General features: G+C 67.6%; 26 protein-coding genes. 18 read left to right on the top strand and 8 right to left on the bottom strand.

Annotation, left to right across the window (positions count from 1 at the left end):
* Positions 1-40 precede the first annotated feature (40 nt).
* The 13 genes from I0K15_RS05080 to I0K15_RS05020 are packed head-to-tail and all read left to right on the top strand — an operon-like array spanning position 41 to position 11,274.
* The gene (locus tag I0K15_RS05080) at positions 41-502 is read left to right on the top strand and encodes a VOC family protein (RefSeq protein WP_196104321.1); all 462 of its coding nucleotides are present in this window, start codon (positions 41-43) and stop codon (positions 500-502) included.
* Positions 499-2,016 carry an ABC transporter ATP-binding protein gene (locus I0K15_RS05075; RefSeq protein ID WP_196104320.1) on the top strand — a complete coding sequence of 506 codons (1,518 nt, stop codon included), beginning with the start codon at positions 499-501 and terminating at the stop codon, positions 2,014-2,016. Before I0K15_RS05080 ends, I0K15_RS05075 begins: the two co-directional genes overlap by 4 nt.
* Positions 2,013-2,651, top strand: a complete 639-nt coding sequence (locus I0K15_RS05070; protein ID WP_196104319.1) for a hypothetical protein — start codon at positions 2,013-2,015, stop codon at positions 2,649-2,651. Before I0K15_RS05075 ends, I0K15_RS05070 begins: the two co-directional genes overlap by 4 nt.
* A complete protein-coding gene (locus I0K15_RS05065) occupies positions 2,648-3,745 on the top strand; it encodes an ABC transporter permease (RefSeq protein WP_196104318.1) in 1,098 nt (365 codons plus the stop codon). The genes I0K15_RS05070 and I0K15_RS05065 overlap by 4 nt, the downstream gene beginning before the upstream one ends.
* Complete coding sequence (locus tag I0K15_RS05060) at positions 3,738-4,703, top strand: ABC transporter permease (RefSeq protein WP_196104317.1); 966 nt, start codon at positions 3,738-3,740, stop codon at positions 4,701-4,703. The genes I0K15_RS05065 and I0K15_RS05060 overlap by 8 nt, the downstream gene beginning before the upstream one ends.
* Positions 4,703-5,089, top strand: a complete 387-nt coding sequence (locus I0K15_RS05055) for a cytidine deaminase (RefSeq protein WP_196104316.1) — start codon at positions 4,703-4,705, stop codon at positions 5,087-5,089. Before I0K15_RS05060 ends, I0K15_RS05055 begins: the two co-directional genes overlap by 1 nt.
* Complete coding sequence (locus tag I0K15_RS05050) at positions 5,086-5,877, top strand: purine-nucleoside phosphorylase (protein ID WP_196104315.1); 792 nt, start codon at positions 5,086-5,088, stop codon at positions 5,875-5,877. The genes I0K15_RS05055 and I0K15_RS05050 overlap by 4 nt, the downstream gene beginning before the upstream one ends.
* Complete coding sequence (gene deoC, locus I0K15_RS05045) at positions 5,874-6,635, top strand: deoxyribose-phosphate aldolase (RefSeq protein ID WP_196104314.1); 762 nt, start codon at positions 5,874-5,876, stop codon at positions 6,633-6,635. Before I0K15_RS05050 ends, deoC begins: the two co-directional genes overlap by 4 nt.
* Positions 6,635-7,942 (top strand): thymidine phosphorylase, encoded by a 1,308-nt coding sequence (deoA, locus tag I0K15_RS05040; protein ID WP_230374298.1) that lies wholly within the window; start codon positions 6,635-6,637, stop codon positions 7,940-7,942. The genes deoC and deoA overlap by 1 nt, the downstream gene beginning before the upstream one ends.
* Positions 7,942-9,138 (top strand): phosphopentomutase, encoded by a 1,197-nt coding sequence (locus tag I0K15_RS05035; protein ID WP_196104313.1) that lies wholly within the window; start codon positions 7,942-7,944, stop codon positions 9,136-9,138. The genes deoA and I0K15_RS05035 overlap by 1 nt, the downstream gene beginning before the upstream one ends.
* A gap of 5 nt (positions 9,139-9,143) precedes the next feature.
* A complete protein-coding gene (gene add, locus I0K15_RS05030) occupies positions 9,144-10,121 on the top strand; it encodes an adenosine deaminase (RefSeq protein ID WP_196105373.1) in 978 nt (325 codons plus the stop codon).
* Positions 10,118-10,750, top strand: coding sequence for a uracil phosphoribosyltransferase (upp, locus tag I0K15_RS05025; RefSeq protein WP_196104312.1), 633 nt, complete (start codon positions 10,118-10,120; stop codon positions 10,748-10,750). Before add ends, upp begins: the two co-directional genes overlap by 4 nt.
* Positions 10,747-11,274 carry a P-loop nucleotide/nucleoside kinase family protein gene (locus tag I0K15_RS05020; RefSeq protein WP_196104311.1) on the top strand — a complete coding sequence of 176 codons (528 nt, stop codon included), beginning with the start codon at positions 10,747-10,749 and terminating at the stop codon, positions 11,272-11,274. The genes upp and I0K15_RS05020 overlap by 4 nt, the downstream gene beginning before the upstream one ends.
* A gap of 121 nt (positions 11,275-11,395) precedes the next feature.
* Here the strand turns inward: I0K15_RS05020 and I0K15_RS05015 are convergent, their stop codons facing one another.
* From I0K15_RS05015 to I0K15_RS04995, 5 genes are all read right to left on the bottom strand, one after another.
* On the bottom strand, positions 11,396-11,599 hold the full coding sequence (locus tag I0K15_RS05015; protein WP_196104310.1) for a helix-turn-helix domain-containing protein: 204 nt from the start codon (positions 11,597-11,599) through the stop codon (positions 11,396-11,398).
* Complete coding sequence (locus I0K15_RS05010; RefSeq protein WP_196104309.1) at positions 11,599-12,081, bottom strand: DUF2975 domain-containing protein; 483 nt, start codon at positions 12,079-12,081, stop codon at positions 11,599-11,601. The genes I0K15_RS05015 and I0K15_RS05010 overlap by 1 nt, the downstream gene beginning before the upstream one ends.
* A gap of 63 nt (positions 12,082-12,144) precedes the next feature.
* Positions 12,145-12,837, bottom strand: a complete 693-nt coding sequence (locus I0K15_RS05005) for an NAD(P)-dependent oxidoreductase (RefSeq protein ID WP_196104308.1) — start codon at positions 12,835-12,837, stop codon at positions 12,145-12,147.
* Positions 12,838-12,880: 43 nt separating this feature from the next.
* Positions 12,881-13,780, bottom strand: a complete 900-nt coding sequence (gene rpoH / locus I0K15_RS05000) for an RNA polymerase sigma factor RpoH (protein WP_196104307.1) — start codon at positions 13,778-13,780, stop codon at positions 12,881-12,883.
* Positions 13,781-13,868: 88 nt separating this feature from the next.
* Positions 13,869-14,873, bottom strand: coding sequence for an RluA family pseudouridine synthase (locus I0K15_RS04995; RefSeq protein ID WP_196104306.1), 1,005 nt, complete (start codon positions 14,871-14,873; stop codon positions 13,869-13,871).
* Here I0K15_RS04995 and I0K15_RS04990 point away from each other — a divergent pair.
* On the top strand, positions 14,872-15,186 hold the full coding sequence (locus I0K15_RS04990) for a DUF6476 family protein (protein WP_196104305.1): 315 nt from the start codon (positions 14,872-14,874) through the stop codon (positions 15,184-15,186). The genes I0K15_RS04995 and I0K15_RS04990 overlap by 2 nt on opposite strands.
* 177 nt (positions 15,187-15,363) lie before the next feature.
* On the opposite strand, the gene I0K15_RS04985 is transcribed toward I0K15_RS04990, so the two are convergent.
* Positions 15,364-15,675: a hypothetical protein gene (locus tag I0K15_RS04985; RefSeq protein WP_196104304.1), complete on the bottom strand. Its 312-nt coding sequence runs from the start codon at positions 15,673-15,675 to the stop codon at positions 15,364-15,366.
* A 92-nt stretch (positions 15,676-15,767) separates the two neighbouring features.
* Between I0K15_RS04985 and I0K15_RS04980 the strand changes: the two genes are divergently transcribed.
* From I0K15_RS04980 to I0K15_RS04965, 4 genes are all read left to right on the top strand, one after another.
* The gene (locus tag I0K15_RS04980) at positions 15,768-17,528 is read left to right on the top strand and encodes an aminopeptidase P family protein (protein ID WP_196104303.1); all 1,761 of its coding nucleotides are present in this window, start codon (positions 15,768-15,770) and stop codon (positions 17,526-17,528) included.
* Between the two features lie 70 nt (positions 17,529-17,598).
* Positions 17,599-17,943, top strand: coding sequence for a DUF427 domain-containing protein (locus tag I0K15_RS04975; RefSeq protein WP_196104302.1), 345 nt, complete (start codon positions 17,599-17,601; stop codon positions 17,941-17,943).
* Between the two features lie 71 nt (positions 17,944-18,014).
* Positions 18,015-19,682 (top strand): chloride channel protein, encoded by a 1,668-nt coding sequence (locus I0K15_RS04970; RefSeq protein ID WP_196104301.1) that lies wholly within the window; start codon positions 18,015-18,017, stop codon positions 19,680-19,682.
* The gene (locus tag I0K15_RS04965; RefSeq protein ID WP_196104300.1) at positions 19,679-20,626 is read left to right on the top strand and encodes a Gfo/Idh/MocA family protein; all 948 of its coding nucleotides are present in this window, start codon (positions 19,679-19,681) and stop codon (positions 20,624-20,626) included. The genes I0K15_RS04970 and I0K15_RS04965 overlap by 4 nt, the downstream gene beginning before the upstream one ends.
* On the opposite strand, the gene I0K15_RS04960 is transcribed toward I0K15_RS04965, so the two are convergent.
* Positions 20,623-21,981: a TrkH family potassium uptake protein gene (locus I0K15_RS04960; RefSeq protein WP_196104299.1), complete on the bottom strand. Its 1,359-nt coding sequence runs from the start codon at positions 21,979-21,981 to the stop codon at positions 20,623-20,625. The genes I0K15_RS04965 and I0K15_RS04960 overlap by 4 nt on opposite strands.
* A gap of 71 nt (positions 21,982-22,052) precedes the next feature.
* Positions 22,053-23,888, bottom strand: coding sequence for a M3 family oligoendopeptidase (locus I0K15_RS04955; RefSeq protein WP_196104298.1), 1,836 nt, complete (start codon positions 23,886-23,888; stop codon positions 22,053-22,055).
* Positions 23,889-23,984 lie beyond the last annotated feature (96 nt).

The raw sequence follows: 23,984 nt of genomic DNA, 5'->3' as shown, positions 1-23,984 counted from the left end.
AGCGCTTGCGAGTCTGGACCATCTGGTCAAAAACTCGACTATGACCGCTGAACTTCAGGGACAGCGCCCGCCCTTTACCGTGGGCGGGCTCGGCGAGATTGCGATCCGTTGCGCCGATCTGGACGCGATGGAGGCGTTCTACGCCGACGTGCTGGGCCTGACGCGGCTGGCCGAGCGGGCCGGCGGCATCGTCTTCTTCGACCTCGGGCCCGGTGTCGCGGGCCATACGCAGGTGCTGGCGTTGTTTGGCCCCGGCGCCGGAACACGGCCGGCCCTGCATCCCGAGGGCGTGCCGCAGACTGGCGGATCCTCCTCCCTGCACCATCTCGCGCTGGGTGTGACCCCGGCCGAGCAGGAGAAGGCCATCGCCTGGTATGCGGAGACCGGCCAGCCCCACCGGATCGAGGAGTTCGACTGGATCGGCTGGCGCGGGGTCTTCACGCAGGACCCCGAAGGCAATACCGTCGAGCTTGTCGCCCGCATCAAGGAGCCTGCCGCATGAGCGCACCCGCCATCGAGCTGAAGGGCATCTCCAAGAGCTTCGGCTCGGTCCACGCCAACCGCGACATCGACCTCGTCGTCGAGAAGGGCACGATCCACGGCATCATCGGGGAGAACGGGGCGGGCAAGTCGACGCTGATGTCGATCCTCTACGGCTTCTATCAGGCCGATCGCGGGACGATCGCGGTGGACGGCAACCAGGTGCAGATCCCAGACAGCGACGCGGCGATCTCGCTGGGCATCGGCATGGTCCACCAGCACTTCATGCTGGTCGAGCCGTTCACGGTACTGGAGAACGTGATGCTCGGCGCGGAAGGCGGCTCCTTGCTGAAGCGGGGTCGTGCGCAGGCCCGGGCAGAGCTGGAGCGGCTGGAGCGGGAATACGAGCTCAACGTCGATCCCGATGCGATCGTCGGCGACCTGCCGGTCGGCCTGCAGCAGCGGGTGGAGATCCTCAAGGCGCTCTACCGCGGGGCGGAGATCCTGATCCTCGACGAGCCCACGGGCGTGCTGACGCCGGACGAGGCCGATCACCTTTTCCGCATCCTCGGGCAGCTCCGCGCGCAGGGAAAGACGGTGCTGCTCATCACCCACAAGCTGCGCGAGATCATGGCGGCGACCGATGCGGTCAGCGTCATGCGGCAGGGCGAGATGGTCGCAAGCCGCCGGACGGCGGAGACCAGCGTCGAGGAACTGGCCGAGCTGATGGTCGGTCGCCGCGTCCTGCTGCGCGTCGACAAGGCGCCCGCGACACCCGGCGATGTGAAGCTCGACGTCCGCGGGCTGGAGGTCGTCGACGAGATCGGCGTGCGCCGGGTGAAGGACGCGAATTTCCAGGTCCGCGCGGGCGAGATCGTGGGCATCGCCGGCGTCTCCGGCAACGGCCAGTCGGAGCTTCTGGAAGCGATCGCCGGGATCGGCCCCATCTCCGCCGGTGAGGTGGAACTGGTGGGTGTGGTCGGCAATGACAGCGCCTGGCGCCCGCGCAACGGCCTCGGCCACGTGCCGGAGGACCGGCACCGCATGGGCCTCGTCACCAAGTTCACCGCGCGGGAGAACACGATCCTCGGTTACCAGCGGAACCAGGAGTTCGGCGAGGGGCTGATGCTCGACCGCGGCTCGGTGCTCGATACCTGCCAGAAGAACATGGAAGCCTTCGACGTCCGCCCGCCGGATCCGAACCTGAAGGCGGCCAACTTCTCCGGCGGCAACCAGCAGAAGATCGTGCTGGCGCGCGAGATCGAGCAGGACCCCGACGTCCTGATCGTCGGCCAGCCGACCCGCGGCGTGGACGTCGGCGCCATCGAGGCGATCCACCGCCGCCTCATCGAGCTGCGCGACGCGGGCAAGGCGATCCTGCTCGTCTCGGTCGAGCTCGACGAGATCCGGGCGCTCTCGGACCGCATCCTCGTGATGTTCGCCGGCGAGATCATGGGCGAGGTCGGCACGGACGCCACGGAGCGCGAGATCGGCCTCCTGATGTCCGGTGTGCGCGAAGGGGAGAAGGCGGCGTGAGCGGCGGGCGTCGAGCCGCCTCCGGCGGGGATATTTCCGGACAGATGAAGGCGGGGGCTCTGTTCAACTTTGATGTATCGAGTCTGGCCGGCGCCCAAGTCAACACACGCCATTTGCAGGAATGTAGTGATGTATATTTTATTGTTCTTGACGGGGAGATTGATTTAGTTCGTCAATCACTGAAGTGCGCGGTGCGAGTTGGGTCAGGGCTGCGCCCTTGCGCTTTTTATGCTCTTAAGAGTGGATATGATTTCTTTCACATTGGTAAGGGTGAGCTGCTCAAGAGGCTTGATACCCACAGAAGCCTAAGTCACTCTCTCAAGGGGAGTGATGTAAAGGTTCGTATGTGTAATGCGAAATCACCCGTTGCAATTTACTTTGAAACTTCGATGGCCTTTTCTAAGGGTCATATGCTTGAAATTGAGCAATTTGTAACTGATAGTCTCGTAAGCACACCTGCAGGCTGCCATCTTTTCGAGAACAATAAGCGTCCCAACGCATCTCCCGCCAGCGGTCTATCGGCGCGTGAGCAGCGCAAGGCTTTGGAGGTCGCCAAGATCATTTACAACGATGTTCTGCACAGGAGCACCGTTGGGGAGCGGCTTCGCAGCAAAATCCAGGATATGAAGCAATGAACAAGGAACTGCCCGGCTGGGTCGATTTCGGGCTGCTGCCGCTGCTCAACCTGCTGACCGCCTTCCTCGTTGCGGGGCTCGTGGTGCTGGCCATCGGGGAGAACCCGGTGGAGGCGGTGGGGCATATCCTGTTCGGGGCGTTCGGCTACGGGAACGGCGTGGGGTACACGCTGTTCTACACGACCAACTTCATCTTCACAGGGCTGGCCGTCGCGGTGGCCTTTCATGCTTCGCAGTTCAATATCGGGGGTGAGGGGCAGGCTTACCTCGGCGGTCTCGGGGTCGGGCTCGCGTGCCTGGGGCTCGACCAGTACCTGCCGTGGTGGGGGATCCTGCCGTTCGCGATCGCGATGGGTGCGCTCTTCGGGGCGATCTGGGCGGCGATCCCGGGATATCTCTTCGCTAAGCGCGGCGCGCATGTGGTGATTACCACCATCATGTTCAATTTTCTCAGCTATTCGCTGATGAACTATGTCATCAACAACTTCCTGCGGGTGCCGGGCAATGCCTCGGTGCAATCGCGGACCTTCGAGCAGACGGCGTGGATGCCGAAGCTCACCTGGTTGGAGAGGGTCTTTCCGGGCATCGGGACGAGCCCGGCGAACCTTTCCTTCGTCATCGCGCTGATCGCCTGTGTGTTCGTCTATATCCTGATCTGGCGCACGAAGTTCGGGTACGAGGTGAGGGTCTACGGCGCGAACCCCACGGCGGCGCGCTATGCCGGGATCTCGGTCACGCGGACGGTGGTGCTGACCATGGCGATCTCGGGCGGGCTGGCCGGGATGATGGCGCTCAACCCGGTGATGGGGGACCAGACGCGGGTCTTCCTCGACATTCCGCAGCAGGCGGGCTTCGTCGGGATTGCGGTCGCGCTGATGGGGCGGTCGCATCCCTTGTGGATCGTGTTCGCGGCGCTGCTCTTCGGCATTCTCTATCAGGGCGGGGCGGAGCTTGCCTTCGAGATGCCCACGATCACGCGCGACATGGTGGTGGTGATCCAGGGCCTCGTGATCCTGTTCGCGGGTGCCATGGAGTTCATGTTCCGGCCCTGGGTGGCGCGGGCCTTCTCGATGCGGGAGCGGGCGCATGCTTGATCTGATCGGTATCGCGAACCTCGATTCCACGCTGCGGCTGGCGACGCCGCTGCTGCTCGCCTGTCTAGCCGGGCTCTATTCGGAGCGGTCGGGTGTGTTCGACATCGGGCTCGAGGGCAAGATCCTGATCGCGGCCTTCGTGGGCGCGGCGGCGGGTGTCCAGACCGGGAGCGCGCTGCTCGCACTGGTGCTCGCGGTGACGGCATCGATGGCATTCGCGCTGATCCATGGGGTCGCCTGCATCACCTTCCGCGGCAACCAGATTGTGTCGGGGGTGGCAATCAACTTCCTCGCTGCGGGGCTGTCGGCGGTGATCGGGAACGCGATGTTCTCGATGGGCGGGCGGACGCCGCAACTGCCGCCGGAGGCGCGGCTCCAGGGGGGCGACCGCTGGTTCTTCGTCTGGATGGAGGATCTGGGCTTTCCGGGATGGGCGGTGCACAACCTCTTCTTCGACCAGTCGATCTTCGTCTATCTCGCCTTTGCGGCCGTGCCGTTCACCTGGTGGGTGCTGTTCCGTACACGGTTCGGGATGCGCTTGCGGGCCGTAGGGGAGAACCCGGCGGCGGTGGACACAGCGGGGATTTCGGTGACGAGCCTGCGTTACCGCGCGGTGCTGTGCTGCGGGCTGCTGTGCGGGTTGGCGGGCGCGACGCTCAGCATGGCGCTCAACTCCGGCTTCATCCCGAACATGAGCGCGGGGCGCGGCTTCATCGCGCTGGCAGCACTCATCTTCGCCAAGTGGCGGCCGGTGCAGGCGATGTTCGCCTGCCTGCTCTTCGCCTTCCTCGAAGCGTCGGAGAGCCGGTTGCAGGGGCAGGAGATCGGCGGTTTCGAGATCCCGGTACAACTGGTGCAGGCGCTGCCCTATCTGCTCGTCGTGATCCTTCTGGCCGGGTTCATCGGTCAGGCGCGCGCGCCGAAGGCGGGCGGCGTACCTTACGTGAAAGAACGCTGATGCAAGACCTGTTCGAGGCGGCGAAGGCGGCGCGGGAGAACGCCTACGCCCCCTATTCCAACTTCAAGGTGGGCGCGGCGATCCGCACGCCCGCGGGCATCTTCGCCGGCTGCAATGTGGAGAACGTGGCTTATCCCGAGGGCACCTGCGCCGAGGCGGGCGCGATCGCGGCGATGTGCGCGGCGGGCGTCCGAGAGGTTACGGAGGTTCTGGTGATCGCCGACAGCCCGGTGCCGATCACGCCGTGCGGCGGCTGCCGGCAGAAGCTGGTGGAGTTCGCAAAGCCCGACGTGGCCGTGATCCTCGCCGGGCCGGAGGGGGAGAAGACGCGGATGAAAGTGGGCGACCTTCTGCCCGGCACCTTCACGACGGAGCATCTGGAATGAACCTCGACGCGGTTCGCGCGCGCATCGGTGAGGCGCCGGTGGCGCTCGGCATGATCCTGGGCTCCGGCCTCGGGGCGATGGCGGACGAGATGGAGGAGGCGCAGCGGATCTCCTTCGACGAGATCGAGGGGATGCCGCAATCCGGCGTCTCGGGCCACGCGGGCGCGCTGGTCGTGGGTCAACTGGAAGGGGTGCGCTGCGCGATCCTGTCGGGCCGGGTGCATTACTACGAGCAAGGCCACGCGGCGGCGATGCGGCCTGCGCTCGAACTCTTGAAGGGGATCGGGGCGGCCTCGGTGCTGCTGACCAACTCCGCCGGGTCGACGCGGGAGGAGATGCCGCCGGGCTCCCTGATGGCGCTGTCCGACCACATCAATTTCTCGGGCCTCAACCCGCTGATCGGCGATACCGGGGATGAGCGCTTCGTGGGCATGGTCAACGCCTATGCGCCCGCCCTGCGCGACCGGCTGCATGCCGCCGCGCGGGCCGAGGAGATCACCCTTCACGATGGGGTCTATGCGTGGTTCTCCGGCCCCAGCTTCGAGACGCCGGCCGAGATCCGCATGATCCGCACGTTGGGCGCGGATGCGGTCGGCATGTCGACGGTGCCCGAGACGATCCTCGCTCGCCGGATCGGGCTGGAGGTTGCCGCGATCTCCTGCATCACGAATTTCGGGGCGGGCATGACCGACATCAACAATTCCCATGCCGAGACCCTGGAGGAATCGGCGAAGGCGCGTGCGGGCTTCATCCGCCTGGTCCGCGCCTATGTACGGAGCTTCGCATGAGCGATCTTAAGGATGCAGCGGCGCGCGCGCTCGCCTGCCTCGACCTGACCAACCTCAACGAGGACTGCACCGAGGAGGACGTTCTCGCCCTCTGCGACCGCGCCCAGACGAAGCACGGCCCGACGGCCGCCATCTGCATCTGGCCGCAATTCGTGGCGGCGGCGAAGCGGCGGCTCGCGGGCACCGGCATCCGCATCGCCACGGTCGTCAACTTCCCCTCCGGCATGGAGGAGGCCGACGACGTGATGGAGATGGCGGAGCAGGCGGTGGACGACGGCGCGGACGAGATCGACGTGGTCACGCCGTACCCCAAGCTCCTCGAAGGTCACCCGCAGGAGGTCGCCGCCATCGTCCGCCGCGTGCGGAAGGAGGCCGAGGGCGCGCAGGTCAAAGCGATCCTGGAGACCGGGATGCTGGGCTCGCCGGAGCTGATCCGCAGCGCCTCCGAACAGGCGATCGCGGGCGGGGCGCACTTCATCAAGACCTCCACCGGCAAGGTGCCGATCAACGCGACGCTGCAATCGGCCCGCATCATGCTGGAAGCGATCAAGGCGAGCGACGAGGAGGTCGGCTTCAAACCCGCGGGCGGGGTGAAGACGACGGAGGACGCGGCGGCGTATCTGGCGCTCTGCGACGAGATCATGGGGGAGGGTTGGGCGACGCCCGCCACCTTCCGCATCGGGGCGTCCGGCGTGCTCGACGCGCTGATCGCGACGCTCGACGGAGCCGACGCACCCCGCGCGGCGGAGGGCTACTGATGCTGCCGCAGGAGGTCATCGCCAAGAAACGCGACGGCGACCGGCTGAGCGAGGAAGAGATCCGCTTCTTCATCGAAGGGCTCCATGACGAGAGCATCACCGAGGGGCAGGTGGGCGCCATGGCCATGGCGATCCTGCTCAACGGCATGGCGATGGACGAGCGGGTGGCGCTCACACAGGCGATGCGGGACAGCGGCACGGTGGTCGGCTGGGACCTCGACGGCCCGGTGATCGACAAGCATTCGACGGGCGGGGTGGGGGACAACGTGTCCCTCATGCTCGCGCCCGCGCTGGCGGCCTGTGGGGCCTACGTCCCGATGATCTCCGGCCGCGGGCTGGGGCATACGGGCGGGACGCTCGACAAGTTCGACGCGATCCCCGGCTACCGCACGCAGCCCGATCTCGATGAGCTGCGGCGGGTCACGCAGAAGGTCGGCTGCGCCATCATCGGTCAGACGCCGGACATCGCGCCGGCGGACAAGCGGCTCTACGGCATCCGCGACGTGACGGGGACGGTGGAGAGCATCGACCTCATCACCTCCTCGATCCTGTCGAAGAAGCTCGCCGCAGGCCTCGATGCGCTGGTCCTCGACGTGAAGGTCGGCACGGGGGCCTTCATGGCGACGGCGGAGGATGCGGATGCGCTGGCGCGCTCTCTCGTGGAGGTCGCGAACGGCGCGGGCTGCAAGACGTCGGCCATCATCACCGACATGAACGAGCCGCTGGCGACCGCCGCGGGCAACGCGCTGGAGGTCATCAACGCCGTCCGCTTCCTGAAGATGGAGGAGGTGGACAGCCGCCTGTGGGACGTGACCGTCGCGCTCGGCGGGCAGGCATTGTTCCTCGCGGGGCTGGCGAAGGACGCGGGCGACGGTGAGGCGAAGATGCGCGCCGCCTTCGAGAGCGGGCAGGCGGCGGAGCGGTTCGCGCGGATGGTAAGCGAACTCGGCGGCCCTGCGGATTTCATGGAGAATTACGAGCGGCACCTGGCCTCGGCATCGGTGGTGCGGGAGATCGCGCCGGCGACGCCCGGTTTCGTCAGCCGCATCGACACGAAGGGCCTGGGCCTGACCGTGGTGGAACTCGGCGGCGGGCGGGTGCGCGCCGCCGATCCGATCGACTACGCCGTGGGCCTCGACATGCTCGCGGGCCGGGGGATGCGGGTGGACGAGGACCAGCCCATCGCGCGGATCCATGCCGCGAGCGAGGACGCCGCCGACCGGGCCGAGGCGCGGCTGCGCGCGGCCTACAGGATCAGCGACGACGCGCCCCGCGAGCTGCCGCTGGAAAAAGGGCGGATCGGCTGATGCCGCGTGCCTTCCTCCTGGTGCTCGACTCAGTGGGCTGCGGCGGCGCGCCCGACGCGGCGCAGTTCGGGGACGAGGGCTCCAACACGCTGGGCCATATCGCCGTCGCCTGCGCCGAGGGGCGGGCGGAGGAGGGGCGTTCCGGCCTGCTGCACATGCCCAATCTCGATGCGCTGGGGTTGGGGGCGGCGGTCAAGCTGGCCTCGGGCCTCGATGCGCCCGGTCTCGGCACCGCGCCCACCGGCGCGTGGGGGGCGGCGACCGAGGTGAGCCAGGGCAAGGACACGCCCTCGGGCCATTGGGAGCTGGCGGGCGTGCCGGTGCCGTGGGACTGGCATTACTTCCCGACGACGATCCCGGCCTTCCCGACTGAGGTCACAGACGCGCTCATCGCCCGCTCCGGTCTGCCCGGCATCCTCGGCGACCAGCACGCCTCCGGCGTTCCGATCATCGAGGAGCTGGGGGCGGAGCATGTCCGCTCCGGCAAGCCGATCTGTTACACCTCCGCCGACAGCGTCTTCCAGATCGCCGCGCATGAGGAGGCGTTCGGCCTAGACCGGCTCTACGAGGTCTGCGAGATCGCGGCCGAACTGGTCCACCCGATGAAGGTCGGCCGCGTCATCGCCCGGCCCTTCATCGGCACCGAAGGCGCGTTCGAGCGCACGTCGAACCGCCGCGACTACGCCATCGCGCCGCCGGAACCCACGATCTGCGACCGGGTGGTGGCGGGCGGCGGGCGCACGCTGGCTGTCGGCAAGATTGGCGACATCTTCGCCCATCGCGGGATCACGGAGCTGCACAAGGCGAAGGACGATATGGGCCTCGTGGACCATACCGTGCGGCTGCTCGCCGAAGCGCGGAACGGCGATTTCGTCTTTGCGAACTATGTCGAGTTCGACTCGAAGTACGGCCACCGCCGCGACGTGTCCGGCTATGCAAGCGCGCTGGAGGCATTCGACGCCCGCGTGCCGGAGCTGCTGGCAGGACTTCGCGACGGCGACCTGATGATCTTCACCGCCGATCACGGCAACGACCCGACCTGGCGCGGCACCGACCATACGCGGGAGCGGGTGCCGGTGCTGATGGCGGGGCTCGGCGCGCGCGAACTGGGCCTGCACGGCTTCGCCGATGTCGGTGAGACGGTGGCCGCGCATCTGGGCCTCGCACCCGGCAACCATGGAAAGAGCCTGATTTGACAGACATCCCCGTCGCGGACCTGCCCAAGACCGAACTTCACTTGCACCTGGAGGGCGCCGCCCCGCCGGAGTTCATGGCGGGCCTCGCGGCGGAGAAGGGGGTGGATCTCTCCGCGGTCATCGAGGACGGGATGTATGTCTATACCGACTTCCCGCACTTCCTGCAGACCTACGAGGCGGTCTCTACCGTCCTCCAGACCCCGGACGACTACCGCCGGCTGGTGGAGGCGGTGCTGCGTCACTCGAAATCCGAAGGGGTGATCTATACCGAGCTGTTCCTTGCCCCGACGCTCACCGGCACGTCGCTCGCCGACTGGCCCGCCTATCTCGACGCGATGGAGGCGGGGGCGGATGCGGTGCCGGAGGTCGAATGCCGCTTCATCTCCACCGCCGTCCGGCATCTGGGCGCCGACATGGCGCGGGAAACGGCGGAGGCGACCGTCGCCCACCTGACGCCGCGCCTCACCGGCTGGGGCATGGGCGGGAACGAGGCGCTGTTCTCGGCTGCCGAGTTCGCTCCAGCCTTCGACATCGCGCGGGAGGCGGGGCTGGGCATCACCACCCATGCCGGCGAGTTCGGTGGGCCCGAGAGCGTGCGCGAAAGCCTCGACCACCTGCGCCCCACGCGCCTCGGCCACGGGGTGCGGGCGATCGAGGATCCCGCCCTCGTCGACCGGATCGCGGCGGAGGGGATCGTGCTGGAAGTCAATCCGGGCTCCAACGTCATGCTCGGCGTGTACGCGAGCCTCGACGACCACCCGATCGACCGGCTGTTTCGCTCGGGCGTGCCCGTCACCGTCTCCACTGACGATCCGCCCTATTTCCATACGTCGATGCGCAAGGAATATGCCGATCTCGCCCGGGTCTTCGGCTGGACGCGCGCGGAATTCGATGCCATCAACCGCGTCGCGCTCAACGCCGCCTTCTGCGATGCGGCGACCCGGGCGCGCCTGATGACCCGCTTCGAGGAGGCCACCGTATGACCCAGCACCTGACCGTCGTCGATCACCCGCTGGTGCAGCACAAGCTGACCCTGATGCGGGAGAAGGGGACCTCCACCGCCGTGTTCCGCCAGCTTCTGCGGGAGATCAGCCACCTGCTCGCCTATGAGGTCACGCGCGACCTGCCGATGACCACGACCCAGATCGACACGCCGCTGACCGAGATGGAGGCGCCGACGCTGAAGGGCAAGAAGCTCGCGCTGATCTCGATCCTGCGGGCGGGCAACGGGCTGCTGGACGGAGTGATGGACCTGATCCCCTCGGCCCGCGTCGGCTTCGTCGGCCTCTACCGGGATGAGGAGACGCTGAAGCCGGTGCAGTACTACTACAAGGTGCCCGCCGAGCTCGACAGCCGCGTGGTCATTGCGGTGGACCCGATGCTGGCGACAGGCAACTCGTCGGCCGCGGCGGTGGATCTGCTGAAGCAGTCGGGGGCGAAGGACATCCGCTTCCTCTGCCTGCTCGCGGCACCCGAGGGCGTGGCCTGCATGAAGGAACGGCACCCGGACGTGCGGATCGTGACTGCGGCACTCGACGAGCGGCTGAACGAGAAGGGCTACATCCTGCCCGGCCTCGGCGATGCGGGCGACCGGATGTTCGGGACGAAGTGATCGTCCACATCAATGGACGCCCGGGGACCGGCAAGCTCACCATCGGGACGGCGCTGGCCGAGCGGATCGGGGCGCGCCTGCTCGACAATCACACGATCTACAACCTCGCCTTCGCGCTGACCGAGGCGAAATCCCCCGCCTTCTACGAGGCCGTGGCGGAGGTGCGGGAGATCGCCCATCGCCGCGTGCTCGACCTGCCGGCGGAGGTGCCGGTGGTCCTGACGGATGCGCATTTTGCGGATTCCGCGCATGGACGGGCGGCGTGGGCGACCGGGGCGGCACTCGCCCGGCGGCGGGGCTGTCCGTATCTGGTCGTGGTGCTCGACTGTGCTGCGGAGGAGAACCTGCGGCGCCTGCAGAGCCCGGGCCGGGCGGGCAAGCGCAAGCCGCGGGACCCCGCTCTCTATCCTGGCATCACGGCGCGGCGCCCACTGATCCGCGAGGGCGGCGACCGGACGCTGGAGCTCGACGTGACGGAGCTGTCGGCGGAGGACGCGGCGGCGCAGATCGCCGACTGGATCTGACGGTGCCGTCATGGTCAGGCGATCCTCGGGTCGCGCCCGAGGATGACAATTGAGACGCCTGGCGGCGTCGCAGCTTTCCCGTGCGCCTGCGGCGGGCGAATGTTTGGGCGGAGCCGAAGGATCAGGGTTCCCACTCGATCAGGTCGCCGGGCTGGCAGTCGAGGGCGCGGCAGATCTTCTCCAACGTGTCGAAGCGCAGGCCCTTCGCCTTGCCGGTCTTGAGGATCGAGAGGTTCTGCTCGCTGATCCCGATCTCGGCGGCGAGATCCTTTGAGCGCATCTTGCGCCGCGCGAGCATCACGTCGAGGCGAATGACGATCGGCATCAGATGATGAGCTTGCGCTCTTCGGCCTGCGCGGCGGCTTCGGCCAGCGCGCTCGCGACGACGAGCAGGAGAGCCGCGAGCACCGCGAAGCCGATCACGTCGCTGGAGATCGCGATGGCGAGCGTGCGCTGCCCCGGCCCGTTCGCCCAGCTGTCGAGGACGGAGAAGGCGGCGCCGACGATTGGCGTCAGGACCGCCTGGACCAGCAGCGACAGGGCGAAGCGGCGCAGGTCGCGGGTGGCGCTGGCGGTCAGTACACCACCCCGGCGCGCCGCCTCGAAGAACCGGGCGAGGGCGGCGAGGCCCCAGAGGCCGACGGTGACCGGGGGCACGAGCACCGCGATGCCGATCAGCGCGAGCGCGGGGTCGAGGCCCCGCGTGGCGATGGTGTAGAGCGCGGCGACCGGGATCACGACGACGGCCAAGTGGCAGGTGACGCGCGCCGCGAGGCAGGCGCGGCGCAGGGCAGGGGAGAGGGGCATGACTTCGCTCCAGACAATCAGTGATTCATGTCTTACATGAATTTATGATCGCTGGATAGGGTGTCAGGCGACACTTGGTGTCTTGCGGGCGAGCACCTTCCCATCGTCCTTCTGCGCGAAGCAGGGGCACTTGCGGATCCACGTCTCCTCGACCGCGCAGGTCACGAGAAACTCCGCGAGGTCGGCGCGGCGCGTCAGCCAGCAGCCCTCCGGAGCGCGGTCGGCATGGGGTTCGGGGGGAGGGCTGTCGATCGCGTCGTCCTGCAGGTAGCCGGCGCGGACGGCGGTGAAGCGGAGTTTCGGATGCGCACCCAACTGCCGCTCCATCGCGCGCATCTGGGAATAGACCCGGGTGAGCGCCATGACGGGCCCCGCGCGGAACCAGAGCGGGCCGTAATCGTTGCCGCGCGACCAGAGGGCGGAGACGCAGATGAGGCGGTCGAGGCCCGCATCCTCCATTGCGTTGACCACGTTCATGTGCCCATCGGTGTAGAGCGGTGGCGGGGAGGCGAGCGTCGCTGGATCGTTGCCGACGCCCAAGGTCGAGATCACCGCATCTACGCCGTTGAGCGCCTCGGGCAGGCCCCGCGGCTCCATCACGTCGACGGCGACGGGGCGCACCTCGGCATCGGTAGTCTCGATGTCACCGGGATCGCGCGCCGCGGCGTTCACCTTGAGGCCGCGGTGGCGCGCGGCCTCGACCACCAGTTTGCCGGTGTCACCGGTGGCGCCGAGGACAAGGATGCGTTCGATCATCTGCCTTCTCCCTTTCGGGGCAGGCAGATAGGACGCCCGGCGGTCAGTTCACCGCCGGGATCATGTTCTGCTCTGCGGCAAGCTCACGCATCCGCTTCTGCAGCTTCTCGAAGGCGCGGACCTCGATCTGGCGGATCCGCTCGCGGCTGACGCCGTACTCCTGGGAGAGATCCTCCAGCGTCTGCGGCTCGTCCTTCAGCTTGCGCTCCGTCAGGATGTGGCGCTCGCGCTCGTTGAGCATCTCCATCGACTGCATCAGCAGCTCGCGGCGGTTGTCGAGTTCGTCCTGCTCGGCATAGGCCTCGGCCTGATCGGCATCCTCGTCCGTCAGCCAGTCCTGCCACTCGGAAGCGCCCTCGCCGTCCGATTTCAGCGGGGCGTTGAGCGAGGCGTCACCGCCGGAGAGGCGACGGTTCATGGACGTTACCTCCTCCTCCGTCACGCCGAGATCGGTGGCGATCTTCTGCACGTGCTCGGGGCGGAGATCCCCCTCCTCTAGCGCGCCGATCTTGTTCTTGGCCTTGCGCAGGTTGAAGAAGAGCTTCTTCTGCGCGGCGGTCGTGCCCATCTTCACGAGGGACCAGGACCGCAGGATGTATTCTTGGATCGACGCGCGGATCCACCACATCGCGTAGGTGGCGAGGCGGAAGCCCTTTTCCGGGTCGAAGCGTTTGACGGCCTGCATGAGGCCCACGTTCGCCTCGCTCACCACCTCTGCCGTCGGGAGGCCATAGCCGCGATAGCCCATGGCGATCTTCGCCGCGAGGCGCAGGTGCGAGGTGACGAGCTTGTGCGCGCTCTCCTTGTCCTGGTGATCGACCCAGGCCTTGGCGAGCATGTACTCCTCCTCCGGCTCCAGCATGGGGAACTTGCGGATCTCCTGCATGTAGCGGGACAGGCCCTGTTCGGGGCTTGGAGCGGGAAGACTGGTGTAATTGGCCATGAGAAAACCCCCTGGTGGCTGGGCGTTGAACCCTATCTGGGGATTATACGCGGAATTGCAAGGAATGGATCGCAAGAAATGCGATTGTTCACCGGAGTGAACGGAGGTCACTTAGCAGATCGGCCATGTCGGCTGGTAGCTCGCTTTCGAATTCCAGCGCGTCTCCGGTGATCGGATGAGCGAAGCCGAGCGTGGCGGCGTGCAGCGCCTGGCGGGGGAACTCGCGCAGGAAGCGGGCGGCCTCCGGCACCGAGCGATGGCCGCCATAGACCGGATCGCCGACGAGGGCATGGCCCGCATGGGTCATGTGAACCCGGATCTGGTGGGTGCGCCCGGTCTCGAGTTTGCACTCGATCAGGGCGGCGAGGGGCCGGGCGAGATCGAAGCGTTCGAGCACGCGCGCACGGGTGACGGCGTGACGGCCCGTGGGGCGCACGGCCATCTTCTTGCGGTCGGCGGGGTGGCGGTCGAGATTGGTTTCGATGCGGATCACGCCGCCCGGCTCCATCACCAGCCCGGGCACACCGCGCAGGCGCGGGTCGCCCGGATCGGGCACGCCGTGGCAGATCGCGCGGTAGCGCCGGTCGATGTCGTGGGCGGCGAAGCGGGCGGCGAGGGCCTGGTGCGCGGCGTCGCTCTTCGCCACCACCAGGAGGCCCGACGTGTCCTTGTCGATCCGGTGGACGATGCCGGGCCGCCGCTCCCCTCCGATGCCGGAGAGGCTGTCGCCGCAATGGTGAAGCAGCGCGTTGACGAGGGTGCCGCTCTCCGCCCCCGGCGCGGGGTGGACAACCATGCCCGCTTGCTTGTCCACGACGATCAGGTGCGCATCCTCGTAGGCGACGGTGAGGGGAATGTCCTCTGGCTGCGGCTCCGGATCGGTGGCGGGGGGCAGGGTGACGGCGAAGCGCTCGCCGGGGGCGACACGGCGGCGGATGTCGGTCTCGATGCCATGCGGGCCTTCGACCGCGCCGCCCTCGATCAGCGCGCGCAGGCGGGAGCGGGAGAGGCCCGTCCCCTCTGGCGCCACGTCGGCGAGGACCTTATCAAGGCGGCCGGCATTGGCCGCGATCAGCTCGAAAGGTTCAGACATGGCGACGCCCTCCGATCAGGACCCGCCGGAGCCCGCGAACCTGCGGTTCCTGCGCCGGCTCGTCACCGTGCTCACGGCAGTGATGATCCTCGGCGTGATAGCGATCGTGGGCCTGCTTGTCATCCGCCTGGGCGGCGGGGCCGAGGCGCCGGTGGTGCCGGAGGTGGTTGCTTTGCCCGAGGGCGAGCGGGCGGAAGCGGTGACGCAGGGCCGCGGCTGGTTCGCGGTGGTCACGACGGATGAGGGCGGTCGGCAGCGGATCCGGATCTTCGGTGAGGGCGGTGCCCTGCGCGAGGTCGTGGAGATCGAGTAGGAGCGGCGTGCGGAGGGCAGCGCCCGACCCTGGGTGGGCGCCAGCGAACGCTCGCCGCGATGTACCGACCGCTCAAGCAACCCTACTGCAGTTCCGATTGATACGTTGCAAAGCGCCCTCCCAGGGTCGGGCGCTGCCCGGCCTGTCAGCCGGGCGGGCCATTCGTGACGGCAGCGCTCACCGCAACTGAGGCTCACCCCGTCCCGCGATCCAGAACAGGATCGCGAAGCCGATCATGATCGGGAAGAGCGGCGTCTGCAGCACCGGGAACACCAGGTTCTCCCAGATCCATGGACCCGAGGGCAGGTAGCGCTCCACCCCCGGCTGCAGGCCCAGCAGGCTCTCGCGATGGATGCTCGCCCAGATCTCCCCCGTGTCGAACATGCGGAAGGCGCGGTCCTGCATCACCGTGGCGGTGAAGTCGAAGTAGAGGCGCACGAACGCGGCCACGAACAGAACGTAGGACAGAACACGGAAGGTCTTGCGCATCCGGGGAGATCTCCTTGGGTCGGGGCCTTGCGCCGGCGGGCGGCGATGGCGAAGGTGCGAACTCTGGCTCACGCTTATCCTCGGGAGTGATCATGTTCCAATCCTTCGAGATGTCCACCTCTCCCGACACCGGCGCGCCGCGGCTGGCCGCCCTGCGCGCCGAGATGGCGGCGCAGGGCCTCGACGCCTTTCTCGTGCCGCGCGCCGACGCCCATCAGGGGGAGAACGTGGCCCCTCGCGACGAGCGGCTGGCCTGGCTGACGGGCTTCACCGGCTCCGCGGGCTTCTGCGTTGTGCTGGCGGGCGAGGCCGGGGTCTTCATCGACGGGCGCTACACGCTGCAGGTCCGCAACCAGGTGGATACGGAGGTCTTCACTCCGGTGGACTGGACCGAGATCCAGGTCGGCGACTGGCTGGCCGAGCGGCTGGAGACGGGCGTCGTCGGCTTCGATCCGTGGCTCCACACGCCCGCCGAGATCGCGAAGCTGGAGAAGGCCTTGGACGGCGTCGAACTCCGCCCTGTCGCCAACGCCGTCGATGCGGTGTGGGAGGATCAGCCCCAGCCGCCCGCCGAGCCCATCGTGGAGCATCCGCTCGAATTCGCGGGGGAGAGTGCCGCGGACAAGGCCGCGCGGCTGGCCAAGGAGCTGCGGGAGAAGGGGGCTGCGGCCGCCGTCCTGACGCTGCCCGACTCCGTCGCGTGGCTCCTCAACATCCGCGGGGCCGACATCGCGCGCACGCCGGTGCCGCATCTCTTCGCGATCCTGCACGACGATGGCCGCGTGGATCTTTTCGGCCAGCCGCGTCCTGCTCCAGTGGAGATCACGCTGATGGCCGAGTTCGAGGGCGCGCTGAAGGCTCTTCAAGGCAAGGTGGCGCTCCACAAGGGTACTGCGCCGGTCTGGGTGGCCGAGCGGCTCGACCATGTGGAGATCGTGGATCACGAGCCCGTCCGCCTGCCCAAGGCGCGAAAGAACGCGGCCGAGATCGAGGGGGCGCGTACCGCCCACCGCCGCGACGGCGCCGCGATGGCGGAGTTCCTGTGCTGGCTCGACAGCGCCGCGCCCTCCGGCGAGCTCACCGAGATTGCCATCGTCAAGGAGCTGGAGGCGAGGCGCCGCGCCACCAACCAGCTCAAGGACATCTCCTTCGAGACGATCTCCGGCAGCGGACCCAATGGCGCCATCGTGCATTACCGCGTGACGGAGCAGAGCGACCGGACGCTGGTGCCGGGCGAGCTGATGCTGGTGGATTCGGGCGGCCAATACGCCGATGGGACCACCGACGTCACCCGCACCATGGCCACCGGACCGGTGGACCCCGATGCCGCTCGCGCCTTCACGCTGGTGCTCGAGGGGATGATCGCGATCTCCCGCCTGCGCTGGCCGGAAGGGCTGGGTGGCGCGCATCTCGACGCGCTCGCCCGCGCGCCGCTCTGGTCGGCGGGGTTCGACTACGCCCACGGCACGGGCCACGGCGTCGGCGCCTATCTTGGCGTGCACGAGGGGCCGCAAAGCCTGTCGCGCCGCTCCACCGTCGCCTTCGAGCCGGGCATGATCCTGTCCAATGAGCCCGGTTACTACCGCGAGGGCGCCTTCGGCATCCGCATCGAGAACCTGGTGGTGGTCGAGGAGCCGACGACGCCGGAGGGCGGCGACCAGCCCATGCTCTCCTTCGAGACGCTGACACTGGTGCCCATTGACCGGCGGCTCATCCAGCCCCACCTGCTGGGAGCTGCCGAGCGCGACTGGCTCGACAGCTATCACGCCCGGGTGCTGGCCGAGATCGGCCCGCTCGTCTCGCCCGAGACCCGCGACTGGCTCACCGCCGCCTGCGCCCCGCTCACCGACTGACCGTTACCGAACCGTCATCTGCGACGGGCAAGGTGACGGCCCACCCCGCCACGACATGAGGAGACCCCCCATGGTCGACCGCTACATCACCATCACGAAGGCCGACGGCACCTGGGTCGTGCGTGCCGCCGGTGCCATCATAGCCGAAAGCGCCAATGCCCTCGAACTGGCCGAAGGCGACTACCCGCATGTGATCTATTTCCCGCGCGAGGACATCGCGATGGAGTTTCTCGACCGGACCGATCGCGCCTCGCACTGCCCGCACAAGGGCGACGCCTGCTACTTCTCGATCGTGGCCAAAAGCGGCACCCTCGCCAATGTCGCCTGGTCCTACGAGAGCCCGAAGGCGGAGGTCGAGCGCATCCGCGACCACGTCGCCTTCTACACCGACCGGGTGACGGTCGAACAACTGTGAGCATCCCGCTCTGATCCACGACTTTTCAGCCCTCCGCCCCGGTGCTAGGACCGGAGACAGGCGGAGGGCCGATGGGCAACATCCTTAGACGCAAGTGGAGGCTGGTGCGCCGCAAGTGGGCGGACGATATCCGACGTCTGCGCAAGGACGGCCCGGGTGAGATCCAGTTCTGGCTGCTCGCCCTGGTCATCGGGATCTTCGCCGGGATCGTCGCCATCCTGTTCCGCGAGGGTATCGCGCTGTTGCAGGAAACCTTCTACGGCGAGACCGATCAGCAACTGCATTCGCACCTCTCGACGCTGCACTGGACCGTGGTGGTCGGGATCCCGATCCTCGGCGGCCTCGCGGTCGGGCTGATCCTCTGGCGGTTCACGCCGGACGGGCGCGGGCGCTCGGTCGCCCACGTGATCGAGGGCGCCGCGCTGGGCCGCGGGCGGGTGGAGCAGGAGGCGGGGCTCGCCTCCGCCGCCGCGTCGCTCATCACGCTCTCGACCGGAGGCTCGACCGGGCGGGAGGGGCCGGTGGTGCACCTTGCCGCCGTCATCTCCTCGCAGGTGTCGAACTGGATCCGGGCGAGCGACATGACGGCGCGCGACCTGATGGGCTGCGCCGTGGCGGGCGCGGTGTCGGCGAGCTTCAACGCACCGATCGCAGGAGCGCTCTTCGCGCTGGAGGTCATCCTGCGCCACTTCGCCATCCACGCCTTCGCCCCCATCGTGGTCGCTTCGGTCGCGGGCACGGTCGTCTCGCGCCTCTGGTCGGGGGACGGCCCGGAATTCATGCTGCCCGAGCACACGCTCGCCTTTTATGTGGAGCTCCCGGCGTTCATGCTGCTGGGCCTCATCTGCGGGCTGGTGGCCGTTGCGATGATGAAGGCGATCTTCCTCGCCGAGGATGCAGGCGACTGGGTGCAGGAGAAGCTGCGCCTGCCGATCCCCCTGCGCCCGGCGCTGGCGGGGGCCATCCTAGGCGTCATCGCCATCTACTTTCCCCACATCATCGGCGTCGGGTACGAGACGACGAACCGCGCGCTGTCGGGCGAGTTCGCGCTCTGGACCGCGTTCCTCTTTGCCGTGGTGAAGGTCGTCGCCGTGGCCGTCACCATGGCCGGTCGCATGGGCGGCGGGGTGTTCTCCCCCTCGCTGATGCTCGGCGCGCTGACGGGGCTCGCCTTCGGCTGGGTCGCGACGGCGATCTTCCCGACGGTGAGTGGGGCGCAGTCGCTCTATGCCCTCGCCGGGATGGGGGCGGTGGCGGCCGCGGTGCTGGGCGCCCCGATCTCCACCACGTTGATCGTCTTCGAGCTGACCGGCGACTGGCAGGCCGGGATCGCGGTGATGGTTGCCGTCTCCCTCGCCACCGCCGTGTCGGTGAAGCTCGTCGACCGCTCCTTCTTCCTCACGCAGCTCGAACGGGCCGGGCGCCACGTCGCCGCTGGGCCGCAGGATTACGTGCTCTGTACCATCACCGTGGGCGCCCTCATGCGCCCGCGCGGGGCGGAGAACGGGGCCTCCGACACGCAAAGCTGGAGCCTTGTGGAGCAGGGTGCCTACCTCACCCGCGCCGACACGCTGGAGACGGCGATGCCGCTTTTCGAGCGCATCAAGGGCGGCGTCGTGCCGGTGGTCGACGCCCGCAAGGACGGCCCGCCGGAGCTATTGGGCGCGCTCTTCCAGGTCGATGCGCTCAAGGCCTACAACCGTGCACTCGCCGAGGTGGCGAAGGAGGAGCATTCATGACCGAGGTTCGCTGGGGCATTCTGGGCGCGGCCAAGATCGCGCTGACCGACGTGATGCCCGCCATCCACCTGTCGAAGCGCGGCCGGGTGCAGGCCGTCGCCTCCCGCTCCGCCAAGCGGGTCGCGGGCTACGAGCCGATTGCGCATTACACCGATTACAACTCGCTGATCGACGATCCGGATGTCGACGCGATCTACATCCCCTTGCCGAACCACATGCACGTGGAGTGGACCAAGCGCGCGGCGGAGGCGGGCAAGCACGTGCTCTGCGAGAAGCCGATCGCGTGGGATGCCGCGCAGGTCGAGGAGCTGATCGGCGTGCGCGATCGCACCGGCAAGCTGATTGCCGAGGCCTTCATGGTCTGCCACCACCCGCAATGGCACCTCGTGCGCGACCTGCTCGCCGAGGGGACGATCGGCAAGCTGGTGCACGTCCAAGGCGCCTTCGCCTTCTTCAACGACGATGGCGACAACATCCGGAACCGGGCCGAGACGGAGGGCGGCGCGCTCGGCGATATCGGCGTCTATCCGTCGGTTACAACCCGCTTCGTGACGGGAGCGGAGCCGGTCTCCGCCACCGCGAAGCTGACGATGGAGAACGGGGTCGATGTGACCGCGCGCACGATGGTGGATTTCGACGGCTTCGCGCTCGATTTCCACTGCTCGATGCGCATGGCGTCGCACCAGTCCATGAGCTTCCACGGCACCCGCGGCGTCATCGAGGTGCCCGCCCCCTTCAACGCCCGCAAGTTCGGCGAGGCACGCGTCATCGTCCGCCGGGGCCACGAGGCGCGGGAGCATCGCTTCCCCGAGGTCGAGCAATACCTCCGCCAGATGGACGCGTTCAATGCCGCCGTGCTGGACGGAACGGACTTCCCGGTGACGCTCGAATTCTCCCGCGGGAACGCCGCGATGATCGACATGATCCGCGCAGCCGGCGCCTAGAGCACGAGTTCGTTGTCCTGCTCCTCCTCCCGGCTTTCGTCGTGGGAGGCGATGGCGATGCCGAAGGTGAGGATCCCGACGCGGCCCGCGGTCATCAGCACGATGATGATGAGCTTGCCCAGCGGTGAGAGATCGCCGGTGATCCCCATGCTCAGCCCCACCGTGCCCATGGCCGAGATCACCTCGAACATCACGACCTCGAAGGCCGCACCGGGCTCCGTGAGGAACAGGAAGAACATCGCGAGCCCGGCGAGCACCAGGTAGAAGGCGAGCGAGGAGGCGGCGAGCTGCAACCGGTCCAGCGGCACACGGCGCTTGAGATACCGGATCTCATCGCGCCCCTTCAGCGTCGAGCGGACGAGGCCGACGAGAGCGGCGAAGGACGTCGTCTTGAGGCCCCCGCCGGTGCCCGCAGGCGAGGCGCCGATGATCATCAGGAAGAAGAAGAGCATCAGCGCCGCAAGGCTCATCGCACCGATCGGCATGGTGTTGAAACCGACCGTCGTCGTCGCCGTCATCGTCTGGAAGAAGGCGGCGAGCAGCCGCTCCACCGGCGGCAGCGCGTTGATCGAGGGCTCCACCACGAAGAGCACGGCGGTGCCCACGATCAGGAACAGGAGCGTCATCCGCACGATGACCTTCGAGGAGAACCCGAGCCAGCGCCGCTGCGCGGTAAGCGTCCGCCAGGTGTCCACCACGATCAGGAAGCCCATGGCCCCAAGGATCGACAGGGCCGAGATTACGATGTTGATGCCCGCATGGCCGGCATAGCCCTCGAAACTCGTCGAGAAGAGGCTGAAGCCCGCCGTGCAGAAGGCGGAGATCGAGTGGAAGATGGCGAGCCACAGCGCGTTCGGCTCGCCTGCCGCCGCGAACATCGGCCAGAGCGCCAGCGCGCCGATCGTCTCCGCGATCAGGGTGAAGACGACGACCCAGACGACGAAATGGCCGGGGCGGATATGCTCCGGCAGGTTGAAGGCGTGCTTCGTCGTGCGCGCCCGCATCCCCGGCAGCTTGCCCAGGATCGCGAGCGTCGCGAAGGAACCGATGGTCATGTAGCCGAGGCCGCCCGCCTGGATCAGCAGGATGATGACGATCTCGCCGAACAGGGTGAAGCTGCCGCCCGGATCGACGCTGACGAGCCCCGTGGTGGAGACTGCGGAGGTCGCGATGAAGAGCGCATCGAGCGGGCTAACGGGAACCTGTTGCGCGACCGGCAGGGACAAGAGGACCCAGCCGATCAGCATGTAACTGACATAGCCGGTCAGCAGCAGCTTCGCCGGCGACATGCTGATGAGAGCGATGCGAAAGCGGGCGACCGCCTTCAAATGCGACTTGCCGTGAGCCTCGGCCATCAGAGTTCCATTCCGCTACGGAACCTCGTCTAAGGTCCCGTGACGGCAAGATATTCCGATGGAGGGGAAGGTCACGCCTCCATCGCTTCCAACTCGTCGATCAGCCCTTCAATGACGCTCAGCCCCTTGTCCCAGAACTTCGGGTCGGAGGCGTCGAGGCCGAAGGGCGCCAGCAGCTCCTTGTGATGCTTCGACCCGCCGGCCTCCAGCATCGCGAAGTACTTCTCCCGGAACTCCGGATCGCCCTCCTCGTAGACGGCGTAGAGCGCGTTCACCAGCCCGTCGCCGAAGGCATAGGCGTAGACGTAGAACGGCGAGTGGATGAAGTGGGGGATGTAGGACCAGAAGGTCTCGTACCCCTCCACGAACTCGAAGACGGGGCCGAGGCTTTCGGCCTGAACGCTCATCCAGATCGCGTTGATGTCGTCGGGCGTCAGTTCACCCTGTCGCCGCGCGTCGTGCAGCTTCACCTCGAAATCGTAGAAGGCGATCTGGCGCACGACCGTGTTGATCATGTCCTCGACCTTGGAAGCGATCAGCGCCTTGCGCTTCTCCGGCTCCGTGGTCTGGGCGAGCAGCTTCTTGAAGGTCAGCATCTCGCCGAACACGCTCGCGGTCTCGGCCAGCGTCAGCGGGGTGGAGGACAGCAGCTCCCCCTGCTTGGCCGCGAGCCGCTGGTGGACGCCGTGGCCAAGCTCGTGGGCCAACGTCATCACGTCCCGCTGCTTGCCAAGGTAGTTCAGCATGACGAAGGGGTGCGCGTCCGTCACCGTGGGATGGGCGAAGGCGCCGGGGGCCTTGCCGGGCTTCACCGGTGCATCAATCCAGCCTTCGGTGAAGAAGGGCTCGGCGAGCTCCGCCATCTTCGGATCGAAGCCCGCATAGGCGTCGAGCACCGTGTCCTTGGCCTCGTCCCAGCCGATCACGCGGTCGTCGGCGGTGGGCAGCGGCGCGTTGCGGTCCCAGACCTGCATCGTGTCGAGGCCGAGCCACTTCGCCTTCAGCGCATAATAGCGGTGCGACAGCCGAGGATAGGCCGCGACCACCGCGTCGCGCAGCGCCTGCACCACCTCGGGCTCCACATGGTTGGACAGGTGGCGGGAGGCCTGCGGCGTCGGCAGCTTGCGCCAGCGATCCTCGATCTCCTTTTCCTTGGCGAGCGTGTTGGTGATGCGGGCAAAGAGCGGCAGGTGCTCGCGGAACACGGCGATCAGCGCATGGGTCGCCGCCTCCCGCTTCGCCCGGTCGGTGTCGGTGAGCAGGTTGAGCGTCGCCTCCAGCGGCAGCATCTCGCCGCTCACCTCGAATTCCAGCCCGGCCATCGTCTCATCGAACAGGCGGTTCCAGGCGGCGGCCCCGACGACGGACTGGTCGTGCAGGAACTGCTCCAATTCGTCGGAGAGCTGGTACGGCTTCATTGCGCGCATCCGGTCGAGCACCGGCTTGTAGCGGCGCAGCTCCGCGCTTTGATCGATGAGCATCGTGTAGCGCTCGTCCTCGATCCGGTTCATCTCCAGGCTGAAGAAGACGAGGTCGGCGCTGATCGCGGTGATCCTGTCCTGCATGTCGGACATGAACTTCGCGCGCTGCGGATCGGTGGTGTTCTGGTAGTAGCGCAGGCCGGCATAGGACATCACGCGGCCCATCACGGTCTGGATGCCCTCATAGCGCTGGATGCAGGTGGCGAGCGCGTCCGGGCTTTTCTCCGCCAACTGGCCCTCGTAGTCGGAACGGAAGCCCTTCGTCTCGCCGGCCAGCCAGTCGAGATCCGCGGTCAGCTTCTCGTCATCCGGGGCGGCGTAGAGGGCGGAGAAGTCCCATTCCGGCAGACCCTCCAGCTCCCCCGGGCCCCCGGCAGCCTCGGCATTCAGGCGGGTGGGCAGGGTGGTGAGAGGCTGCGAGAACATGGGCGGCTCCTTGGCTGTCGATTGATCCTGACAGTTAAGCGGGTGCGCCCCGCCTGCAATGGCCCATCAACGAAAATGCCCCGCGCGAATGGGCGC

The sequence above is a fragment of the Pontivivens ytuae genome, assembly GCF_015679265.1.
Lineage (GTDB): Bacteria > Pseudomonadota > Alphaproteobacteria > Rhodobacterales > Rhodobacteraceae > Pontivivens > Pontivivens ytuae.
Note: the sequence above shows the minus strand (reverse complement) of the source record. Positions and strands in the feature narration are given on the sequence as shown.